This window comes from Achromobacter sp. SX5, assembly GCF_056711425.1.
The window spans coordinates 70188-90478 of record NZ_CM160041.1 but is presented as its reverse complement, the minus strand read 5'-3'; the positions used below and the strand labels follow the sequence as shown (position 1 = coordinate 90478).

Genomic DNA, 20291 nt, shown 5'->3' with positions numbered 1-20291 from the left:
CCGTACCCCTCATCCGCCAAACCAACCGGGTAGCCCCCCTCATGCCCATCATCGAATCCCGCATCAATACGCGGTCGCAGGAATACACCGATAATGCGCGCGCCATGCAGGCGCAGCTGGACGACCTGAACCAGAAACTCGCGCAGACCGCGCTGGGCGGCAGCGAAGCCGCGCGCGCCAAGCACGTGGCGCGCGGCAAGCTGCTGCCGCGCGAGCGCGTCGAGCACCTGATCGATCCGGGCGCTCCGTTCCTGGAACTGTCGCCGATGGCGGCCCACGGCATGTACGGCGGCGACGCGCCGGGCGCCGGCGTCATCACCGGCATCGGCCGCGTGGCGGGCACAGAATGCGTGATCGTGTGCAACGACGCCACGGTCAAGGGCGGCACCTACTACCCCATGACGGTCAAGAAGCACCTGCGGGCGCAGGAAATCGCCGCGCAGAACCACCTGCCCTGCGTCTACCTGGTGGATTCGGGCGGCGCCAACCTGCCGCAGCAGGACGAGGTCTTCCCCGACCGCGAGCACTTCGGCCGCATCTTCTACAACCAGGCGCAGATGTCCTCGCAAGGCATCGCGCAGATCGCCGTGGTGATGGGCTCCTGCACCGCCGGCGGCGCCTACGTGCCCGCCATGAGCGACGAGTCCATCATCGTCAAGAACCAGGGCACCATCTTCCTGGGCGGCCCGCCGCTGGTGAAGGCCGCCACCGGCGAGGAAGTCAGCGCCGAGGACCTGGGCGGCGGCGACGTGCATACGCGCCTGTCCGGCGTGGCCGACCACCTGGCCGCCAACGACATGCACGCGCTGCAGCTGGCGCGCAACGCCGTGGCGCGCCTGAACCGCAAGAAACCCCAGCCGCTGGCCACCGCGCCGGTGCGCGAGCCGCGCTACGACCCGAGCGAGCTCAACGGCATCATTCCGGCCGACACGCGCAAGCCCTACGACGTGCGCGAAGTCATCGCGCGTATCGTCGACGGCTCCGAATTCGACGAATTCAAGGCGCGCTTCGGCCCCACGCTGGTCACCGGCTTCGCCCACATCCACGGCATGCCGGTGGGCATCGTCGCCAACAACGGCATCCTGTTCTCGGAGTCCGCGCAAAAGGGCGCGCACTTCATCGAGCTGTGCGCGCAGCGCAAGATTCCGCTGGTGTTCCTGCAGAACATCACCGGCTTCATGGTGGGCCGCAAATACGAGAACGAAGGCATCGCCCGCCACGGCGCCAAGATGGTGACCGCGGTGGCCACCGCCGCCGTGCCCAAGTTCACCGTGCTGATCGGCGGCTCTTTCGGCGCCGGCAACTACGGCATGTGCGGCCGCGCCTATTCGCCGCGCATGCTGTTCATGTGGCCCAACGCCCGCATCTCCGTCATGGGCGGCGAGCAGGCCGCCAGCGTGCTGGCCACGGTCAAGCGCGACGGCATCGAAGCCCGCGGCGGGCAATGGTCCGCCGAGGAAGAGGCCGCCTTCAAGGCCCCCATCCGCGAGCAATACGAGCATGAAGGGCATCCGTACTACGCCACCGCGCGCCTGTGGGACGACGGCATCATCGCGCCCGCCGACACCCGCCGCGTGCTGGGCCTGGCCTTGTCGGCGGCGCTGAACGCGCCCATCGAAGACACCCGGTTCGGCGTATTCCGCATGTAGGTCGGCGCTGCCGCACTCCAAGAACACTTCAGCCCGGATCACATCCATGTTCGATACTCTGCTGATTGCCAACCGCGGCGAAATCGCCTGCCGCGTGGCCGCCACCGCCCGCCGCATGGGCATCCGCACGGTCGCCGTGTATTCCGACGCCGACGCCAACGCGCGCCACGTCGCCGCCTGCGACCGGGCCGTGCATATCGGCGGCGCCGAGCCGCGCGCCAGCTACCTGCGCGCCGACGCCATCCTGCAGGCCGCGCGCGACACCGGCGCCCAGGCCATCCACCCCGGCTACGGCTTTCTCTCCGAAAACGAAGACTTCGCGCAGGCCGCCGCCGCGGCAGGCATCGCCTTCGTCGGCCCGCCCGCCTCCGCCATCGCCGCCATGGGCAGCAAATCGGCCGCCAAGGCCCTGATGGAAAAGGCCGGCGTGCCGCTGGTGCCGGGCTACCACGGCGAGAACCAGGACCCGCAGTTCCTCAAGACGCAGGCCGACGCCATCGGCTACCCGGTGCTGATCAAGGCCAGCGCCGGCGGCGGCGGCAAGGGCATGCGCGTCGTCGAATCCTCCGGCGCCTTCCTCGACGCGCTCGCCTCGTGCCAGCGCGAAGCCGCCTCCAGCTTCGGCGACGACCGCGTGCTGATCGAGCGCTACCTGCAAAAGCCGCGCCACATCGAAATCCAGGTCTTCGCCGACACGCACGGCAACTGCGTCTACCTGTTCGAGCGCGACTGTTCGGTGCAGCGTCGCCACCAGAAAGTCATCGAGGAAGCCCCGGCGCCCGGCATGACCGAAGAACGCCGCCGCGCCATGGGCGACGCCGCCGTGGCCGCCGCGCGCGCCGTGGGCTACGTCGGCGCCGGCACGGTGGAATTCATCGCCGAACCGGACGGCCGCTTCTACTTCATGGAAATGAACACGCGCCTGCAGGTCGAGCACCCGGTCACCGAAATGATCACGGGCCACGACCTGGTGGAGTGGCAGCTGCGCGTGGCCGCCGGCCAGCCGCTGCCGGCGCGCCAGGAAGACCTGCGCATCGACGGCCACGCCATCGAGGCCCGCATCTACGCCGAGAACCCCGAGAAGGGCTTCCTGCCTTCCATCGGCACGCTGGCCTACCTGGGCCTGCCGGCCCACACCGCATTCGCCAACGGCGACATCCGCGTCGACGGCGGCGTGCGCATGGGCGACACGATCACGCCTTACTACGACCCGATGATCGCCAAGCTCATCGTGCACGGCGCCGACCGCGACCAGGCCCGCGCCCGCATGCTGCAGGCCCTGGCGCAGACCCAGGCCGTGGGCGTGCAGACCAACGTGGCGTTCCTGTCGCGGCTGATGCAGGACAGCGCCTTCGCCGCCGCCGACCTGGACACCGGCCTCATCGAACGCCAGCGCGCCACGCTGCTGCCCGAACCGCAACTGGCCGGCCCGGCCGTGCTGGCCCTGGCCAGCGCCGCGCTGCTGGTGCGCCAGGGACTGGGCGCGCCGGCCAGGACCGCCACCGATCCCTGGGACGCGCGCGACGGCTGGCGACTGGGCGGGCGCTACCACCGCGAGCTGCAATGGGTGGACAACGGCGAAACGCGCAAGGCGCTCATCGCGCGCGACGGCGCGGCCTGGACGCTGGACTGCGGCGACGGCCCGCAGGCCTTCCAGTGGCGCGCCCACGCCAGCGCCAATCCCAACCTGGCCTATGGCCTGCGCATCACGCTGGGCGGCCATGAAAGCGCCGGCACCGTGGTGCTGCACGCCGACCGCGCCCACGTCTTCACCGACGCCGGCTCGCACGCGCTGGAACGCTACGATCCGCTGGCGCATTCGCAGGATACCCAGGGCGAACACGGCGGCGGCCTGACCGCGCCCATGCCGGGCAAGATCATCTCGATCTCGGTGCAGGCCGGCGACACCGTCGAAAAGGGCCAGCCCCTGCTGGTCATGGAAGCCATGAAGATGGAACACACCATCTCCGCCCCGGCCAATGGCAAGGTCGCGGAAGTGTTCTACGCGGTCGGCGACCAGGTGGCCGAAGGCGCGGAACTGGTGGCGATCGGGGAATAGTCGGGCGCCATCGCGGGAAATGGATCGGGGCGGCCCACGGGCCGCCCCGATCCGTTTACGCAACGGACGACGCCTCTGCTATTAGTTTCCCGTCAGCGACTTGTCCCTAGAATGCCTGTTTCCCCGTGCGCCCCGTCCGCTTCCCGATGCCCGCTCCCGACGCCCCCAGCCCCTTGTCCCGCCCCGCGTTCCTGCATTTCCTGTGCGCCCGCGTGGGCGCCTCGCTGGCCTTCCAGATCGTGTCCGTGGCGGTGGGCTGGCAGGTCTATGAACTGTCCGGCAGCGCGCTGGACCTGGGGCTGATCGGGCTGGCGCAGTTCCTGCCCATGGCCGCGCTGACGCTGGTGGTCGGCCACGTGGCCGACCGCTACGACCGGCGCAGGATCGTGGCGATCTGCATGGCGGTCGAGGCGCTGGCCACGCTGACCCTGGCCGCGGCCGCGCTGCATGGCCTGGGCGGGCGGCCGCTGATCTACGCGACCCTCATCGTCATGAGCTCGGCGCGCGCCTTCGAGGCGCCCACGCTCACCACGCTGATTCCCGCCATCGTGCCGCGCCAGTGGCTGCCGCGCGCCACCGCGCTGTCGTCCTCGGGCGGACAGATCGCGCAGATCGCCGGGCCGGCGCTGGGCGGCGTGGGCTACGGCCTGGGCGCGGGCTGGATCTATTGCGTGGCCGCCGCGCTGTACCTGGCGGCCTTCGCCTCCATCGCCAGCATGGCCGTGGACCGCGCGCCGCCGCGCAAGGAACCGACCACCTGGCGCACCCTGTTCGCCGGCATCACCTTCATCTTCCAGCGCCGGCTGCTGCTGGGCACCTTGTCGCTGGACCTCTTCGCCGTGCTGCTGGGCGGGGCCACCGCGCTGCTTCCCATCTTCGCCAAGGACATTCTGCAGGCCGGTCCCTGGGCGCTGGGCGCGCTGCGCGCCGCGCCGGCCTGCGGCGCCATGCTCATGTCCCTGACGCTGGCGCGGCTGAGCCTGGGCGAGCACGTGGGCCGCCTGCTGTTCGGCGCGCTCATCCTGTTCGGCCTGGCCACCACCGTCTTCGGGCTATCCACTTCGATCCCGCTGTCGGTGGGCGCGCTGGCGGTGCTGGGCGCGGCCGACGCCATCAGCGTGGTGGTGCGCTCCTCGCTGGTGCAGCTCAACACGCCCGACCACATGCTGGGCCGGGTCAGCGCGGTCAACACGCTGTTCGTCAGCGCCTCCAACCAGCTCGGCGAATTCGAGTCCGGCATGCTGGCCGCACTGGTCGGCGCCGTGCCGGCCGTGGTGATCGGCGGCGTGGGCACCGTGGCGGTGGCGGGGCTGTGGATGTGGTGGTTCCCGGAACTGCGCAAGCTGCGCTCGCTGGCGCCGGCATGACGCCGCCGCCGGTTCAATCGCCGCCCGCCTGCGCCGGCGCCGCGGCGGGCGCGGGGGCCTGCGCGGTCAGGCGCGCGAACAGCACGAAGCTGAGCGCCACCGCCGCCAGGTTGTAGAGCGTGGCCCAGGCCAGCGCATGGCCGTAGCGCTGCGCGCGCGCCGCCTCCGACAGGTCGGCCGCCCCCAGCGCGGCGTACAGCAGCACGCCGACCACCGCCACGCCCACGGTGGTGCCGGTCAGCTGCATGGTCGACGAAATGCCCGAGCCCATGCCCGCGTCTTCCGTGCGCACCGTGCCCAGCACGGCGTTGAGCGCCAGCGGGATCACGATGCCCTGGCCGGCGCCGTTCAACACCAGCGCCGCCACGATCAGCCTCATGTTGGCCACGTCCAGGATCGCGCCGGCCGCCGAAAGCGCGATGCCGGCGCCGAACACCAGCACGCCCAGCAACAGCGCGCGGCGGCCCAGCCAGCGCGCAAGCCGCGGGCCGCTGACCGAGGCGGCGAAGAACGCCATCGCCGACGGCGTGAACACCGCGCCCGCGGCCAGCGGGCTCAGTTCCAGCCCGAACTGCAGCAGCATGGTCAGCGACAGGAAGAACGAACTGATCGCGGAAAAGAACAGGAACACCGCGCTCACGCCGGCCACGAAGCGGCGGTTGGCGAACAGGGCCATCTCGATCAGCGGCACGCCGCCGCGGCCGGACAAGGCCAGCTCATGGCGCACGAAAACCGCCAGCGCCGGCGCCGCGGCCGCCGGACCGGCGTAGGACCACCACGGCCAGCCGTGCTCGTGGCCCAGCATGATGGGCACCAGCAGCAGGAACAGGCCCAGCGCCGCCAGCAGCGCGCCGGCCACGTCCAGCCGGTTCGAGACGGGCGCGCGCGTCTCGCGGATGCAGAGGCGGGCGGCCAGCATCGCGGCCAGCCCGATGGGCAGATTGATGAGGAAGATGGTGCGCCAGCCCAGGCCGGCATAGTCCTGCTCGATCAGGAAGCCCCCCGCCAGTTGCGAGATGGTCGCCGCCACGCCCTGCACCGCGCCCATCGCGCCGAAGGCCCGCGCGCGGCTGGCGCCGTCGAACATGACGCGGATGGAAGCCAGCACCTGCGGCATCAGCAGGGCGGCCGCGGCGCCCTGGACCACGCGCGCGCCAATTAGAATCCCGGGACCGGGGGCCAGTCCGCAGATCAGCGACGAGGCCGTGAACAGGCCCATCCCCCACAGGAAAATGCGGCGCCGGCCGTACAGGTCGCCCAGTCGCGCGCCGATCACCAGCAGCACGGCCAGCGCGGCGTCGTACGCGACGATGACCAGATGCACCTGCGAGAAACTCGCGCCCAGCCGAGTCTGCAGGCTGGGCAGCGATACATTGACGATGAAGAGGTCGAGAATGATGAGGAAATTCGCCGAAAGCAGGGCGGCCAGGGCGAACCAGCGGTTCGCGCCGGGTGTCGGAGTATCGGTCATGTCGTTGGCCCGAAAAGGATGAAGTATTAATATACGTACGACCGTATATTAAATTGAAGCATCGCATGGTGACAAGCGAGGACGGACTCATGGTTGAAACGGATCGCCGCCGCATCCGGGGCGAAAAAGCGCGCGCCGGCGTGCTGGCCCATTCGGCGCGCATCGCCTCGGTCGAAGGGCTGGAAGGCCTGACTTTCGGCCGCCTGGCCACGGAGGCCGGCGTGGCCAAGGGCAACATCCAGGTGCTGTTCGGCGACAAGGAAGCGCTGCAGCTCGCCACGCTGGAAAGCGCGGTGGACCTGTACCGCGACGCCGTGGTGGCGCCGGCCATGGCGCTGGCCAGTCCCGGCGAACGGCTGCGCGCGCTGGTCACGGGCTGGTTCCAGTTCGTGCAAGACCGCAGCCTGCCCGGCGGCTGCTTTCTTACCGCGGCCAGCAGCGAATACCGCGGCCGGCCCGGCGCGATCCGCGACCGCGTGCGCCAGCACCGGGACGAGGCGCGGCAGCGCTTCGAGACCCTGGCGCGCGAAGCCGTCGCCGCGCAAGAACTGCCGGCCGCCACCGACCCCGCCAGGCTGGCGTTCGACCTGCTGGCCTACCAGGCCATCGCCAACGTCGCCGCGGCCATGGGCGACGACGCCCAGTTCGCGATGGCGCGCGCGCGTTCGCTGGAAAGCATCGCCGCCGCATGACGGCGGGCGCGGCAAGCGCCCGCCATCCGCCGCCCCGCATCGCGCAAAGTTGATACAATAGGAATCATTATCATTCCATTCAACTCATGGCGATGCGCCCGGACCGCCGGCCGCACGGCGGACGGGGACTCAGGGGCATCATGGGGGAGCGTTTCTTCGGCGTCATCGCCGAGGCGTACAAGGCCTGGAACGCGGAGCTGGTCGGTTTCCTGAACCGCCAGCTCAAGCGCTCGCCCGAAGCCGCCCAGGACCTGGCGCAGGAAACCTTCGCCAAATGGCTGGCCGCCGGCAACGGCGCCGAACCGCCGGCCCAGCCCCGCGCCTACCTGTACGAAATCGCCCGCAACCTGCTGCGCGACCACTGGCGCCGCGAGAACGTGCGCGGCGCGCACCTGGCGGCCAGCCTGGACGATCGCGAGTTCGAGTCCGCCGCGGACAGCCTCGCCGCCGATCCCGCCAGCCAGCCCGAGGCGCGCGCCGACGTGAACCAGCGCCTGCGCCGCCTGCAGGCCGCCATCGACGCCATGCCCGCGCGCCAGCGCGAGGCCTTCCTGCTTTATCGGTATGATGAATTGCGTTGCGAGGAGATCGCCCGCCGCATGGGCATTTCGGTGCGGGCGGTGGAAAAGCACCTGCAACTGGCGTTGGCGCACTGCAAGCGCCACGTCCACGGCGAAGCATCATGATCCGGTCCCGTTCCCTATCCGCTGTCGAAGAGGCCGCGAGCGCATGGTTCATGCGCCGCCGCGAACGCGCGTCCGATCCGCAGGCCGAACAGTCGTTTCAGGCCTGGCTGGCCGAATCGCCGCAACACCGCCGCGAATACGACCGCCTGGCGCAGGTCTGGGAAGACATGGCGGCCTTGCCGCGCCCGGCCGCCGCGCGGGCCGGCATGTCGCGGCCGGCCCGCCGGCCCGCGCTGCTGCGCTGGAGCGGGGCGCTGGCCGCCCTGCTGCTGGCGGCGGGCCTGGCCTACCAGTACCTGCCCGTGAACTATGAATCGGTGGCCAATGCGTCCACCCGGACCCGCAGCCTGGTGCTGGCCGACGGCACCCGCGTCCATGCCAACGTGGGCACCCGCGTCAGCGTGCGCTACACGCTGGCGCAGCGCCGCATCGACATCGAAGGCGGCGAGGTCTACATCGACGCCGCGCCCGACCGGCGCCCGCTGGTGGTCCAGGCGGGCGGCGCCGAACTGCGCGACATCGGCACCGAATTCAACGTGCTGCTGCTGCCCGACATGCTGCAGGTGGGCGTGCGCAGCGGCCAGGTAATGCTGGCCGCCGAGGGCGCGGACGAGCACAGGCGGCACACGCTGCGGGCCGGCGACAGCGTGCTGCTGGCGCGCGCCGACGGCCGGCTGCTGGACCGCCAGCGCGTGGCCGCCAGCGAAATCGGCGCCTGGCAGAACGGCGTGGCGGTGGTGCATGACGCGACCCTGCAGCAGCTGGCCGGCTACCTGGCGCTGTACCGCGGCGCCCCGGTGCGCTTCGCCGACGAGCGCGCGCGCGGCCTGCGCCTGTCCGGCACGCTGGACCTGCGCCAGCCCGACGCCTTGCTGGACACGCTGCCCGGCCTGTTGCCCGTCACGCTCGACCGCCGGCCCGATGGCTCGGCGGTCATCGCCAGCCGCTGAAACCCGCGTCCGGATAATTGAGAATTATTTTTCTTCCGGCAGGTACGGGTTTCGACGGCTGGCGCGTCTTCCCCGGTGTAGATCCGCTACTGGATCGGCTTTTTTGACTTGGGGAAAGTCCATGGCGCAACGCCATCTCCGCCGGCTCGCCGCCGGCCGTTACGCGCTGCTGTGCGCGCTGTCCATGCATGCCGCGCTGGCGGTCCAGGCCTTCGCGCCGTCCGTCGCCCACGCGCAGAGCGCGCCGACGCACGCTTTCGACCTGCCCGCCGGCAGCCTGGCCGACGCGCTGGTGGCGCTGGGCCGCCAGGCGCAGGTGCAGGTGCTGTTCAGTCCCGACGCCGTCGCCGGCCTGCAGGCGCCCGCCGTCTCGGGCAACCTGAGCGCGCAGGCCGCGCTGAACCGCCTGCTGATGCGCAGCGGCCTGGTCGCCGTACCCACGGCCACGGGCTTCGTGGTGCGCACGCCGGCCGGGTCCCCGGACGCCGACGCCGCCACCATGGCGCCCGTCACCGTCACCGGCCACGATCCCGCCACCACCGAAGGCACGGGCTCCTACACGACACCCGCCGTCGCCCTGGGCAAGAACGAACAAAGCCTGCGCCAGATCCCGCAATCGGTCTCCGTCGTCACGCGCCAGCTGCTGGACGACCAGAACCTGGTGAACCTGGACGACGCCATGCGCACGGTCACCGGCATCACCGTCGAGGCCGGCAGCATCGGCGGCAACCACGGCAATTTCTACTCGCGCGGCTACGCGCTCGACACCATCCAGGTCGACGGCGTCAACACCCCGGCGAGCACCGGCAACGACCTGAGCTCGGGCTTCGGCCTGGCCATCTACGACCACATCGAAGTGCTGCGCGGCCCGTCCGGCCTGTTCCAGGGCGCGGGCGACCCCGGCGGCACCGTCAACCTGGTGCGCAAGCGCGCGCAAAAGGAATTCGCCTTCGGCGGCCAGCTCATGACCGGCTCGTGGGACCGCTATTACGCCGAAGCCGACCTCACCGGCCCGCTCGACAGCGACGGCCGGCTGCGCGGCCGCGTGGTCGCCTCCTATGACGACCGGCGCTCCTTCGTCGACGGCGTCTACACCGAAAAGCCCCTGTTCTACGGCACGCTGAGCTTCGACCTCACGCCCGACACCGTGCTCAGCGCCGGCGCCACCTACCAGCAATACAAGGGCCGCCCGTTCTTCGGCCTGCCCGGCTACACCGACGGCAGCCTGCTCGACGTGCGCCGCTCGACCAACCTGGACCCCAGCTGGAACCACATCACCGAAGAAATCACCGAATACTTCGCCGACGTGGAACACCGCCTGTCCAATGGCGGACGCATCAAGGTCAGCGGCGTCTACCGCGAACAGGACGAACCCAGCCGCGAATTCGGCTGGTCCGACTGCGCGGTCGATCCGGTCACCGGCGACACCTGCCTGGTTTCGTGGAAGTACCGCAGCCACTGGAAGACCTACGGCCTGGACGCCTTCGTGGCCACGCCGTTCCAGGCCTTCGGCCGCGAACACGAACTGATCGTGGGCGCCGACTACCGCAACATCCACAAGAACTTCCGCTATGGCGGCGGCGACAACGCCGACATCAATCTCTACCACCCCGACAACGACATCCCCAAGCCGGACTACCAGTTCACCAACGGCAACGACGGCAAGACCGAGCAGTACGGCCTGTATGCGCGCACCAACCTGCGCGTGGCCGACGCCGCCACCCTCATCGCCGGCGGGCGCCTGACCTGGTGGCAGAACCGCACCCAGAACCGCAACGCCTACTTCAACCAGTTCACCAACACCACGAGCGACATCGACGGCAAATTCACGCCCTACCTGGGGCTGGTCGTCGACCTCAACGAGCAGGTGTCGGCGTACGCCAGCTACACCAGCATCTTCACACCGCAGACCGTCACCGACGTCAACGGCCAGCTGCTGGACCCGCGCACCGGCAAACAGGTCGAGATCGGCCTCAAGGGCGAATTTCTGGACAAGCGCCTGAACGCGCATGCGGCGCTGTTTCGCATGGAAGACGAAAACCGCGCCATGACCGACCCCGACAACCCGCTGTTCTCGATGGCGGCCGGCAAAATGCGCAGCCAGGGCTTCGAAGCCGAAATCAGCGGCAGCCCCGCGCCGGGCTGGGACATCACCGCCGGCTACGCCTACACCGCCACCAAGACCTTGAAGGGCACCGAGGAACAGAAGTCGCAGCAATACGCCTTCATCACGCCGCGCCACACCTTCAACCTGTGGACCAAGTACACCTTCGCCACCGGCGCGCTCGAAGGCCTGTCGCTGGGCGCGGGCCTGCGCAGCGTCAGCAGCATGTACCGCATGAACGGCCCGGTGAAGTTCGAGCAGCGCCCGTACACCACCGTGTCCGCGCAAGCCGGCTACCGCTTCAACAAGCACCTCGACGCCACGCTGACCGTGAACAACCTGTTCGACAAGGTCTATTACCAGCGCGTGTGGGCGGCGTATGGGTCGAACTACTATGGCGAGCCGCGCAGCGTGATGCTGAATCTGCGCGCGAAGTACTGACGCGAAACACCGACGGTACGGGCGGGGCCTGCGCGCCCCGCGCCTACGTCAGGTTCAAACCGCCGTCGGAAAGCAGCACCTCGCCGGTCAGATAGTCCGACGCCACAAGCAGGGAGACCGCCTGGGCGATATCCTGCGGACCGGCCGCGCGGCGCATCGGCGCCTGGTCGCGCCACAAGGCCTGGGCCTGGGTCCAGTCGGCCGTCAGCGGCGTATCCACCAGGCCGGGCGCGACCGCATTGACCCGGATGTCCGGAGCAAGCGAAAGCGCGAGCAGGCGCGTCACGTGATTGAGCGCCGCCTTGGTCGCCGCATAAGGAATGGATGCGCCTTTGGGCCTGATCCCGGCGTGCGAGCTCACGTTGACCACGCAAGCGGGCCTGCCCCGCGCCGCCGCCTCTCGCAACGCGGCCTGCGCCTCGGCCACCAGCCGGAACGGCGCAACCACATTGACCTCATGCAGTTCATGCCAGATGTCCGGCGTGGCGGCGGCCAGATCCGCGTGAGGAATGACCCGGCTGATGCCCGCGTTATTGACCAGCACGTCCAACCGCCCCCATGCCGCGACGGCCTCGCGGACCAGCCGGACCCTGTCGCCATCGACCGCCAGATCCGCCTGCACATAGACCGCCTCGCCCAGCTCGCGCGCCAGGGCATGGCCGGCCTCGACCGAACGCCGCGAATGCACGACCACGGCGTAGCCGTCCCGCGACAGACGGCGGGCGATGGCCTCGCCTATGCCGGAAGTCGAACCCGTGACGAGCGCGACGGGACGCAAATACTGGGGATTGGACATTGCAGAATCTCTTGGGCGGCGGCCGGCACGGCGTGCCGTGCCGGCGTAACGCTCAGGTATTGTCTTTCACGGTAGGCGTGGCGCCATTCGCCTTGACGGACGCAACGCCTTTGTCCCGCGCGGCCGTGGAGGAATACATCTCGCTGCGCCCGATGGTCTGGCCGTTTGCCCCGGTCAAGGTGAAATAGGGCGAACCATCGGTGGCCGTCTTCAACTGATACCGCGCATCGGCCTGCGAATTCTGGCGGACCGATGCGATGCCATCCTGAGCGCTGGCCTTGGTGGTGTACCGCTCGCTCGTAAGAATGACTTCGTTGTTGCCGGCTTTCAGATTGAACATGTACTGATCGCCGCTGCGCTTCAAATCGTAGTAACCGCTCATAGAAATCTCCAATATCTGGCTTGGTCTAGGAACTGGAAAATACCGCGATGCGCACACTTGAACGCCGGCAGATCATAATGCACGCCGGGCAATCCGGGTACACGGCCCCCGTCCGCCCCTAGGCAGGCCAATAATCCACTTTCGCAACCTTTTATTTCACCTCGCCACCTCCGGACAGCTATCTAAACAACTGCAAAGCGCCACAAAATCCGCAACAGTTATGCGCTAGGATGGTTTCGTGTTCCTCTCAAAGGAAACCCATCATGGCTACCAGCTCGCAAACGCCGCAAGCCTTCACGTCGGTCCGTCCCAACGTCATGGAGGTCGAATACGGCGCATTTCGGGGTTATGTGGACGTCATCGACCATGCTCGGCAGATACCCATGTGCAAGACGCACTTCTGCGGCACGGTCTGGCCATCGCGCGACATGGCCGAACATCAGGCGATGGAACTGGCGCGCAGCCTTCGCGCCGCGGCCGGCGCATCCCGGGCAATGCTGCTCACCGCCAGCCTGAGCGACGCCGCGGCGGGGCGCAAGCCGCTGGAGTTCGTGCCCGTCAGCCTGGTCAAACAGCAACCCACCGTTCCGGTCGTCAAGCGCCATCTGCGGCTGGTCGCCTGAGAACTATCCGAGCGGTTCCGCCGAGTCGACATACACCAGGCCGGCCTCGCGCAGTTTGTCGCGCATGCCGTAGATGTCCAGTCCCAGTTCGCCGGCCGCCAGGCGCGCCCGCGTGAGGTTTTCCTTATGCAGGCGCGCCTCGCTCGCTTCGGCCACATCGGCGGCGCGCTCGCGTTCTACCACGACCACGCCGTCCTCGTCGGCCACGACGACGTCACCCGGACGCACCAGCGCGCCCGCGCACACCACTGGGATGTTGACGCTGCCCGGCGTGGCCTTGACCGTTCCCTTGGCGCAGATCGCGCGCGCCCAGACCGGGAAACGCATGGCCTCGAGCGCAAGCACGTCACGGCAGCCCGCGTCGATGACCAGGCCGCGAACGCCGCGCGCGGCAAACGAGGTCGCGAGCAGTTCGCCGAACATGCCGTCATGGTTGTCGGTGGTGCAGGCCACGACCAGCACGTCGCCGGGCTGGCATAGCTCGGCCGCGACGTGCAGCATCCAGTTGTCCCCCGGCTGCGCCAGCACGGTGACCGCGCTGCCGGCGACGGCCGCGCCGCGCCAGACCGGACGCAGGCTGGGGCGCAGCAGGCCGCTGCGGCCCTGGGCCTCATGGACGGTGGCGACGCCCGCCGCCTGCAGGCGCGCGATGATTGCGGCGTCAGCGCGGGCGATGTTCCGGACGGCGATTGCCTGCGTGCTCATGCGAACGCTCCCGTGACCTGCGGGAAGATGCGCTGGTATCCCTCGGCATGCGTGATCTTCAGATCGGAATTGCGCGAGGCCTGCACGCCGCGCTGCAGCGCCACGCGGGTGTAGTACTCCCACAGGTGTTCCTGCGCCGCCATGGTTTCGAAGGCGCGGCGCTTGACGTCCCAGACTTCGGAGATGTCCAGCAGGACTTCCGGCTTCCATTCGCACTGTTCGGGCTGGTGCGGTTCGAACAGGAACACCGGCGGCGCGCCCAGCACGGGCTGGTCCGGCCGATGCCCGTGCGCCTGGGCGATGATGCGCGCCTCCTGCGCCACGTGGGTCGCCAGCGGATGGTCGAAGTTGTACGGGTCCTTGAGCGAATGCGTGAGCACGAAGGCCGGCCGCAATTCGCGATAGATGTCGGCCAGCTGGAACAGGGCGTCGTCGCTCACCCGCAGCGGATAGTCGCCGCAATCCAGAAAGCGCACCGAGGCGCCGAGTATGCCGGCCGCGCGCGTGGCCTCGTCGCGGCGCGCCGCCTTGACGCGGTCCAGGGTCATGCCCGGCTCGCGCCAGAGTTTGGCGGATTCGCCGCGTTCGCCGAAAGACAGGCACACGACCGTCATGATCCAGCCGCGCCGCGCATAGAGCGCGATGGCGCCGCCGGCGCGCCAGACGAAGTCGGCCGAATGGGCGCTGACGACCAGGCCGTGTTGCGTTGTGCTGCTCATGCTTTCATCCCAGGAAAAAGTAAACCGGCCTTGCCGCCGGGGTCCCGCCCATGCGGGCTCAATCCGCGCTGATGCCCGCCGCGCGGATCACCTTGCCCCACTTCACCGTTTCTTCGGCAACGAAGCGGCCGAAGTCCTCGGCGCTGCCCGGCGTGATCTCGGCGCCCATCTCGCCCATGCGTTGCTTGATGGCGGGATCGGCCAGCGCGGCCTGCAGGGCCTGGTTCAAGCGCTGCACCACGGCCGGCGGCATGCCCGCGGGGCCGACCAGTCCCCACCACACCGTGGCGTCGGCGCCCGGCAGCCCTTGGGCGGCCGCGGTCGGCACGTCGGGCAACAGTTTGGACGGATGCGGATTGAGCACGGCGAGCGCGCGCAACTTGTCGGACTTGATGTGCGAGACAACTTCGAGCGGATTGATCGACATGAACGACAGCCGTCCGCCGAGCAGATCCGTGACGGCGGGCGAGCCGCCCTTGTACGGAATGTGCAGCGCCTTGAAGCCGCCCTCGGCCTTCAGCAGTTCACTGCCCAGGTGGCCCGAACTCCCGTTCCCGGCCGAGCCATAGCTGAGCCTGTCGGGCTGCGCGCGGCCTTCGGCCACCAGATCCTTCAGGCTTTTGGCGGACGCGTCGCTGCGCACCACCACGACCAGCGGCGCGTAGCCGATGGCGCCGATCGGCGCGAAATCCTTGGCGGGATCGAAACTCAGCTTCGGGAACAGGGCGGCGTTGCTGGCCAGCGTGTTCGAGGCGGTCAGCAGGGTGTAGCCGTCGGGAGCAGAGCGCGCGACGTGCTCCATGCCGATATTGGTGGCCGCTCCCGGGCGGTTGTCGACGATGACCGGCTGCTTCAGTTCATCGGACATCTTTTGCGTGATCAACCGGGTCACGATGTCCACGCCGCCGCCGGCGGCATACGGCACCACGATGCGCACCGGCTTGTCCGGAAAGCCGTCGGCCGCGCGGACGCCGAAAGGCGCCACCATCGCGGCGGCCAGCCCCAGGACGGCGCCGAGCCGGCCCAGTTGTCGGGAATAGACCTGCATTGCTGTCTCCTGTGTCGTTGTTCTAGTGTCGACATGGTGCGCGGGTCAGACTAATATCGTCCAATACTTTTGCGATAGCCGATTTATTTGGTTTTCAAATAACCGTGGATTTCCGCCAACTGCGTTACTTCGTTGCCGTCGCCGAGGAACTGAGCTTCAGCGCCGCCGCCCGGCGCCTGCACGTCAGCCAGCCGCCGCTGAGTCTGCAGATCAAGGCCCTGGAGACGGAGCTTGGCGCGGTGCTGCTGGATCGCAACAAGCGCAACGTCGCACTGACCGAGGCGGGCGCCCTGTTTCTCGACCAGGCGCGGCGGGCCCTCGGCAATCTGGACCGGGCCGCCGAAGTCGTGCGCCTGGCGTCCAAGGGCGAAGCGGGCGAGATCCGGATCGCGTTCACGGCCTCGGTGCCCATGGCCGAGGCGTTCCCCCGCGTGGTGCGCTCGTTCCGCGACAATCATCCCGCGGCGCGCGCAGACCTGATTCACATGTCCACCGGACAGCAATTGCAGGCGCTGGCCGACAAGAGCGTCGACGTCGGCTTCCTGCGCCCGTCGCTGCTGTTCTGCCCGCCTCCCAATATCCAGACCCTGAATCTGTGGACCGACCGCCTGGTCGCGGTGCTGCCGGCCTGGCATGCGCTGGCGGCGCGGCCGGACCCCTTGCCGATGGCGGCGCTGGCCGACGAGGCCTTCATCCTGTTTCCCCGGGGGCTGGGCTGCGGGCTGTTCGAGCACGTGACGGTGCTGGCCAGCCGAGCGGGCTTCGCGCCGCGTCTGATGCAGGAAGCGCGCGAAGGCGCGACCATCGTCGGGCTGGTGGCCGCGGGCATGGGAATCTCCGTGCTGCCGGACACCTACGCGCGCACCGGCATTCCGGGCGTGGTGTACCGCGAGCTGGATACGCCCGACGCGACCAGCAGCCTGCTTCTGGCGTACCGGCGCGATGACGCGTCGCCCCTGCTGCGGCGCTTCGTCGACGAGGTCAGGCCCACCGCCGGCGCCGCCGTATGAAGCTGCCGCTATCCTGACCGGCGCGCGGCGGCGGCGCCGTGCCTCATTCGTACGACTTCGCCAGCGCCAGCAACTCGGGCGTGCCGATGGTCTCGTTCAGGCCGTCGAAGTCCATCATGCGATCGCGCCATGGCGCGGTGCTGCCGTGCTCGCGCAAGCTGCCGTAGTAGCCCTTCAGCATGTGCGCGACCGCGCGCGAGGCGCCGCCAGGGAAGATCACGATGCGAAAACCGCGCCTGGCCAGCGCCTGGGCGCTTTCCACGGGCGTCTGGCCGCCCTCGACCATGTTCGCCAGCAGCGGCACGCGGTGCGCGAAACGCGCGCACGCGGCGTCGAGCTGCGCTTCGGTGCGCAGGGCCTCCACGAAGATGGCGTCGACCCCGCATTCGAGATAGCGTTCGGCGCGTTCGAGCGCGGCGTCCAGCCCTTCGACGGCGAGCGCGTCGGTGCGGGCGAGGATCAGCGTGCGGTCGCGGGCGTCCATGGCGGCGCGCAGCTTGCCGCACATCTCGGCCACGGGCACCACGCTCTTGCCGGCGAGGTGGCCGCAGCGCTTCGGAAAACTCTGGTCCTCGATCTGGATCATGGCCGCGCCGGCCCGTTCGAAGCCGCGCACCGTGCGCTGCACGTTGAGCGCGTTGCCGAAACCGGTATCGCCGTCCACGATCACCGGCGTGTCCACGCGTTCGGTAATGCGGGCAAGCGTGTCGGCCACCTCGGTATAGGTGGTGAGTCCGACGTCGGATCGTCCCAGCCGCGCATAGGCGATGGACGCGCCCGACAGGTAAAGCGCCTCGAAGCCGGCCTGCTCCGCGATCAGCGCCGTAAGCGCATCGTAGATTCCCGGCGCCAGCACGGCATGTCCGGCGTCGAGCCGGGACTTCAACACGGATACGGTCATCATGCCCTCAGGGGATGGCGCGCCAGGCTGCCATCGGCGAGCCGGCGCTTCAGTAGATTCATCAAGCCGCCGGCGCGCACCATGTCGAGCAGAAAGCCCGGCACTTCGGCGCACGGCAGCGCATCGCCGTTGGCGCGCAGCACGCGCCGGCCCGGCAGATCGAGCGTGACGGACTCGCCTTCCTGCAATTCGGCGGCGCGCTCGCAGGTCACGAGCATCAGGCCCACGTTGAACGCATTGCGGAAATACAGGCCGTTGAAGTTCGGCGCGATCACCGCGGCCACGCCCAGATGCACGAGCGCGGCCGCCGCCTGCTCGCGCGAGGAGCCGATGCCGAAATGGCTGCCGGCCACCAGCACGTCGCCCGGCCTGACGCTCGATGCGAACTCGGGCCGCACGCCCTGCAGGCAATGGCGCGCGATCTCCTCAATGCCGAATTTCATGTAGGCGCCGGGCGCGAGCTGGTCGGTGTCGACGTCGTCGCCCACGCGCCAGACGCGATGACGGGTAGCGGGCGTCGTCATGCCAGCACCTCCCTGGGATCGATGATGCGGCCGGCAAGCGCGGCGGCCGCCACGGAATAGGGCGAAGCGAGAAACACCCGGGCGGTTTCGGCGCCCATGCGCCCCTTGAAATTGCGCGCCGTGGTCGAGATGACGTTGACGCCTTCGGGTATCGACCCGCCATAGCCGGAGCAGGCGCCGCAGGAATTCGGCAGCACTTGCGCCCCCGCGTCCCGCAGCGCATCCATGACGCCTTCTTCCTGCGCGCGCTGCTGGTCGCGCGCGCTGGCGGGCGCCACCATCAGCGTCACGCCGGCGGCCAGGCGGCGGCCGCGCAGCACCTCGGCGGCGGCGCGCAGGTCCTCAAGCTTGGCGCCGGTACAGGCGCCGATATAGGCCGCCTGTATCGGCGTGGCCGGATAATCGCCCGCCGGCGCGGCGTTGGCGGGGCTGTGCGGCGCCGCCACCTGCGGCGCCAGCGCATCGGCGTCGAACCGGTGCGTTTCCGCTTCCGCGCCGGCGTCGGTGCGCCAGTGCGCCACGTCGATGTCGTGCGCGCGCGGCACGCCGGCGGCGTGCAGATAATCCAGCGTGACCCGGTCGGGCGCGATCAGCCCCACCTGCGAGCCCAGCTCGGCCGACATGTTCGACAGCGTCATGCGCTCCTGCATCGACAGCGCGCGCACGGCCTCGCCGCAGAACTCGACCGCCTGGTAGCGCCCGCCGTTCATGCCGAAACGGCCGATCATGGCAAGCGCCATGTCCTTGGCCGTGACGCCCCTGGCGAGCCGCCCGTCCCATTGCATGGCGATCGTCTGCGGCACCTGCACCCAGATTTCGCCGCTGGCCACCACGCCCAGCATCTCGGTGCTGCCCACGCCGAACATGTATGCGCCGAACGCGCCGCCGGTGGGCGAGTGCGAGTCGCCTCCCACACAGAACATGCCGGGGCGGATGTGGCCGTGCTCGGGCACCACCACGTGGCAGATGCCGATGGAATCGTAGACGTGCGGCAGCGCCTGTTCGCGCGCCCAGTCGCGCGCGATGCGCACGATGCGGCGCGACTCGTCGTCCGACTCCGGCACGTAGTGATCCATCACCAGCACCACCTTGTCGCGGTCCCACAGCCCCGTGCCCAGCGATTCGAGCATGGGTTTGAGGCGGCGCGGACCGCTGGAATCATGGAACATCGCCAGGTCGACCCGGCAGGTGACGATTTCGCCCACCGCGACCGTGTCGCGGCCGCTGGCTGCCGCCAGCAGCTTCTGGGCCAGGGTTTGCTCAGGCATGATTGCTTCCTGGTGTCTGCGTCAGATCCGCGCCGTCCGCGCCCCGGCCTTGGACGCGCGCGGCCGCGCCGGCAGCGGCGCGGGGCCGGGCGCGCCCACGCCGGCCGGCAGCCAGTTCGGCTCGCCCTTGGTCTCGTGCGCCTGCATGTCCATGCGGTATTCGTAGCGATCCGGGCGGTAGCGCGCCAGCAGCCATTCCACCGGCCGGCCGGCGTCGTCGCGCACCAGCCGGCGCAGCGTCAGCAGCGCCGAACCCACCGGCACTTCCAGCGCCGCGGCGATCTGCGGATTCGCCAGTTCGGCCGAAATGGATTGCTGCGCCCGCGCCACGCGCACGCCCAGTTCCCGGAATATCGCCAGCAGCGGCCGGCTGTTCAGATCGGCCTTGCGGATGCGCGCGCCGATGTCGCCGGGCACATAGCTCTCCAGATGCGAGAACGGCGCGTCCTCGTAGCTGCGCACGCGCACCGCGTGCTGCACGGCAGCGCCGGACGGGAGTTCCATGGCCGCCGCCACCGCCGCCGGCGCGGGCATGACGGCAAGCGACACGACCCGCACCTGTGTCTGCATGCCCATGTTCGACAAATGCCGCATCAGCGCTTCCATGCCCGCCCCGGCCTGCGGCGCGTCCACCCAGCCCTTGCTGTCGGCGGCGAAAGTGCCGCGGCCCTGGCGGCGCTCGATCAGGCCGTCGGCCTCCAGCGCCTCCAGCGAGCGCCGGATCGTCAGGCGCGAGACCCCGTATTCCTCGGCCAGGGCATTCTCGCCAGGCATCGGCGCGCCTCCCGCAAAACCGCCGCCCGCCAATCGTTGCTTGAGCAACAGATAGACCTGGTGATACAGAGGAAGCGGATTCTTGGACACGGACATGCTCCGGAAAAGGCGGACCAGGCGAC

General features: G+C 69.4%; 19 protein-coding genes. 9 read left to right on the top strand and 10 right to left on the bottom strand.

Annotated elements, in window-relative coordinates:
* Positions 1–41: 41 nt before the first annotated feature.
* The 3 genes from AC1M14_RS00410 to AC1M14_RS00400 all read left to right on the top strand — a co-directional run bounded on the left by AC1M14_RS00410 (position 42) and on the right by AC1M14_RS00400 (position 5075).
* Positions 42–1649, top strand: a complete 1608-nt coding sequence (locus tag AC1M14_RS00410; RefSeq protein ID WP_111826231.1) for a carboxyl transferase domain-containing protein — start codon at positions 42–44, stop codon at positions 1647–1649.
* A 46-nt stretch (positions 1650–1695) separates the two neighbouring features.
* Entirely contained in the window at positions 1696–3708 is a 2013-nt protein-coding gene (locus AC1M14_RS00405) for an acetyl/propionyl/methylcrotonyl-CoA carboxylase subunit alpha (RefSeq protein ID WP_479730750.1), read from the top strand.
* A gap of 146 nt (positions 3709–3854) precedes the next feature.
* Complete coding sequence (locus tag AC1M14_RS00400; RefSeq protein ID WP_209166037.1) at positions 3855–5075, top strand: MFS transporter; 1221 nt, start codon at positions 3855–3857, stop codon at positions 5073–5075.
* 13 nt (positions 5076–5088) lie between these two features.
* On the opposite strand, the gene AC1M14_RS00395 is transcribed toward AC1M14_RS00400, so the two are convergent.
* Positions 5089–6546 (bottom strand): MFS transporter, encoded by a 1458-nt coding sequence (locus AC1M14_RS00395; protein WP_479730749.1) that lies wholly within the window; start codon positions 6544–6546, stop codon positions 5089–5091.
* 89 nt (positions 6547–6635) lie between these two features.
* Here AC1M14_RS00395 and AC1M14_RS00390 point away from each other — a divergent pair, with 89 nt between their 5' ends.
* From AC1M14_RS00390 to AC1M14_RS00375, 4 genes are all read left to right on the top strand, one after another.
* Positions 6636–7238, top strand: a complete 603-nt coding sequence (locus AC1M14_RS00390) for a TetR/AcrR family transcriptional regulator (RefSeq protein WP_102773511.1) — start codon at positions 6636–6638, stop codon at positions 7236–7238.
* A gap of 140 nt (positions 7239–7378) precedes the next feature.
* Complete coding sequence (locus AC1M14_RS00385) at positions 7379–7924, top strand: RNA polymerase sigma factor (protein ID WP_479730748.1); 546 nt, start codon at positions 7379–7381, stop codon at positions 7922–7924.
* Positions 7921–8874: a FecR family protein gene (locus tag AC1M14_RS00380; RefSeq protein WP_479730747.1), complete on the top strand. Its 954-nt coding sequence runs from the start codon at positions 7921–7923 to the stop codon at positions 8872–8874. The genes AC1M14_RS00385 and AC1M14_RS00380 overlap by 4 nt, the downstream gene beginning before the upstream one ends.
* Before the next feature lie 121 nt (positions 8875–8995).
* Positions 8996–11419, top strand: a complete 2424-nt coding sequence (locus AC1M14_RS00375; RefSeq protein WP_479730746.1) for a TonB-dependent siderophore receptor — start codon at positions 8996–8998, stop codon at positions 11417–11419.
* 43 nt (positions 11420–11462) lie between these two features.
* Here AC1M14_RS00375 and AC1M14_RS00370 read toward each other — a convergent pair whose 3' ends face one another.
* On the bottom strand, positions 11463–12215 hold the full coding sequence (locus tag AC1M14_RS00370) for an SDR family NAD(P)-dependent oxidoreductase (RefSeq protein WP_479730745.1): 753 nt from the start codon (positions 12213–12215) through the stop codon (positions 11463–11465).
* A 52-nt stretch (positions 12216–12267) separates the two neighbouring features.
* Positions 12268–12597 (bottom strand): YegP family protein, encoded by a 330-nt coding sequence (locus AC1M14_RS00365; RefSeq protein WP_479730744.1) that lies wholly within the window; start codon positions 12595–12597, stop codon positions 12268–12270.
* A gap of 263 nt (positions 12598–12860) precedes the next feature.
* Between AC1M14_RS00365 and AC1M14_RS00360 the strand changes: the two genes are divergently transcribed.
* Complete coding sequence (locus tag AC1M14_RS00360; protein WP_102772945.1) at positions 12861–13220, top strand: hypothetical protein; 360 nt, start codon at positions 12861–12863, stop codon at positions 13218–13220.
* Positions 13221–13223: 3 nt separating this feature from the next.
* On the opposite strand, the gene AC1M14_RS00355 is transcribed toward AC1M14_RS00360, so the two are convergent.
* Genes AC1M14_RS00355 through AC1M14_RS00345 form a run of 3 tightly spaced genes read right to left on the bottom strand, consistent with a single transcriptional unit; the run spans position 13224 to position 15692 of the window.
* Entirely contained in the window at positions 13224–13925 is a 702-nt protein-coding gene (locus AC1M14_RS00355; protein ID WP_102772944.1) for a 4-carboxy-4-hydroxy-2-oxoadipate aldolase/oxaloacetate decarboxylase, read from the bottom strand.
* A complete protein-coding gene (locus tag AC1M14_RS00350; RefSeq protein WP_479730743.1) occupies positions 13922–14644 on the bottom strand; it encodes a PIG-L deacetylase family protein in 723 nt (240 codons plus the stop codon). Before AC1M14_RS00350 ends, AC1M14_RS00355 begins: the two co-directional genes overlap by 4 nt.
* A 58-nt stretch (positions 14645–14702) precedes the next feature.
* A complete protein-coding gene (locus AC1M14_RS00345) occupies positions 14703–15692 on the bottom strand; it encodes a tripartite tricarboxylate transporter substrate binding protein (protein WP_209166031.1) in 990 nt (329 codons plus the stop codon).
* A 104-nt stretch (positions 15693–15796) separates the two neighbouring features.
* Here AC1M14_RS00345 and AC1M14_RS00340 point away from each other — a divergent pair, with 104 nt between their 5' ends.
* Positions 15797–16702, top strand: a complete 906-nt coding sequence (locus AC1M14_RS00340; RefSeq protein WP_111826245.1) for a LysR substrate-binding domain-containing protein — start codon at positions 15797–15799, stop codon at positions 16700–16702.
* A gap of 43 nt (positions 16703–16745) precedes the next feature.
* Here the strand turns inward: AC1M14_RS00340 and AC1M14_RS00335 are convergent, their stop codons facing one another.
* The 4 genes from AC1M14_RS00335 to AC1M14_RS00320 are packed head-to-tail and all read right to left on the bottom strand — an operon-like array spanning position 16746 to position 20259.
* On the bottom strand, positions 16746–17603 hold the full coding sequence (locus AC1M14_RS00335) for an isocitrate lyase/PEP mutase family protein (RefSeq protein WP_102772940.1): 858 nt from the start codon (positions 17601–17603) through the stop codon (positions 16746–16748).
* Positions 17603–18127, bottom strand: coding sequence for a LeuD/DmdB family oxidoreductase small subunit (locus tag AC1M14_RS00330; RefSeq protein ID WP_479730742.1), 525 nt, complete (start codon positions 18125–18127; stop codon positions 17603–17605). The genes AC1M14_RS00335 and AC1M14_RS00330 overlap by 1 nt, the downstream gene beginning before the upstream one ends.
* Positions 18124–19395 carry a 3-isopropylmalate dehydratase large subunit gene (locus tag AC1M14_RS00325; RefSeq protein ID WP_479730741.1) on the bottom strand — a complete coding sequence of 424 codons (1272 nt, stop codon included), beginning with the start codon at positions 19393–19395 and terminating at the stop codon, positions 18124–18126. Before AC1M14_RS00325 ends, AC1M14_RS00330 begins: the two co-directional genes overlap by 4 nt.
* 21 nt (positions 19396–19416) lie before the next feature.
* Complete coding sequence (locus AC1M14_RS00320; protein WP_102773508.1) at positions 19417–20259, bottom strand: GntR family transcriptional regulator; 843 nt, start codon at positions 20257–20259, stop codon at positions 19417–19419.
* Positions 20260–20291: the final 32 nt, after the last annotated feature.

Coding starts and splice junctions, on each gene's coding strand:
- AC1M14_RS00390 (WP_102773511.1), top strand. CDS start 6,636: ATGGTTGAAACGGATCGCCGCCGCATCCGGGGCGAAAAAGCGCGCGCC.
- AC1M14_RS00345 (WP_209166031.1), bottom strand. CDS start 15,692: ATGCAGGTCTATTCCCGACAACTGGGCCGGCTCGGCGCCGTCCTGGGG.
- AC1M14_RS00330 (WP_479730742.1), bottom strand. CDS start 18,127: ATGACGACGCCCGCTACCCGTCATCGCGTCTGGCGCGTGGGCGACGAC.
- AC1M14_RS00370 (WP_479730745.1), bottom strand. CDS start 12,215: ATGTCCAATCCCCAGTATTTGCGTCCCGTCGCGCTCGTCACGGGTTCG.
- AC1M14_RS00365 (WP_479730744.1), bottom strand. CDS start 12,597: ATGAGCGGTTACTACGATTTGAAGCGCAGCGGCGATCAGTACATGTTC.
- AC1M14_RS00400 (WP_209166037.1), top strand. CDS start 3,855: ATGCCCGCTCCCGACGCCCCCAGCCCCTTGTCCCGCCCCGCGTTCCTG.
- AC1M14_RS00335 (WP_102772940.1), bottom strand. CDS start 17,603: ATGACCGTATCCGTGTTGAAGTCCCGGCTCGACGCCGGACATGCCGTG.
- AC1M14_RS00325 (WP_479730741.1), bottom strand. CDS start 19,395: ATGCCTGAGCAAACCCTGGCCCAGAAGCTGCTGGCGGCAGCCAGCGGC.
- AC1M14_RS00405 (WP_479730750.1), top strand. CDS start 1,696: ATGTTCGATACTCTGCTGATTGCCAACCGCGGCGAAATCGCCTGCCGC.
- AC1M14_RS00350 (WP_479730743.1), bottom strand. CDS start 14,644: ATGAGCAGCACAACGCAACACGGCCTGGTCGTCAGCGCCCATTCGGCC.
- AC1M14_RS00355 (WP_102772944.1), bottom strand. CDS start 13,925: ATGAGCACGCAGGCAATCGCCGTCCGGAACATCGCCCGCGCTGACGCC.
- AC1M14_RS00385 (WP_479730748.1), top strand. CDS start 7,379: ATGGGGGAGCGTTTCTTCGGCGTCATCGCCGAGGCGTACAAGGCCTGG.
- AC1M14_RS00360 (WP_102772945.1), top strand. CDS start 12,861: ATGGCTACCAGCTCGCAAACGCCGCAAGCCTTCACGTCGGTCCGTCCC.
- AC1M14_RS00395 (WP_479730749.1), bottom strand. CDS start 6,546: ATGACCGATACTCCGACACCCGGCGCGAACCGCTGGTTCGCCCTGGCC.
- AC1M14_RS00410 (WP_111826231.1), top strand. CDS start 42: ATGCCCATCATCGAATCCCGCATCAATACGCGGTCGCAGGAATACACC.
- AC1M14_RS00375 (WP_479730746.1), top strand. CDS start 8,996: ATGGCGCAACGCCATCTCCGCCGGCTCGCCGCCGGCCGTTACGCGCTG.
- AC1M14_RS00380 (WP_479730747.1), top strand. CDS start 7,921: ATGATCCGGTCCCGTTCCCTATCCGCTGTCGAAGAGGCCGCGAGCGCA.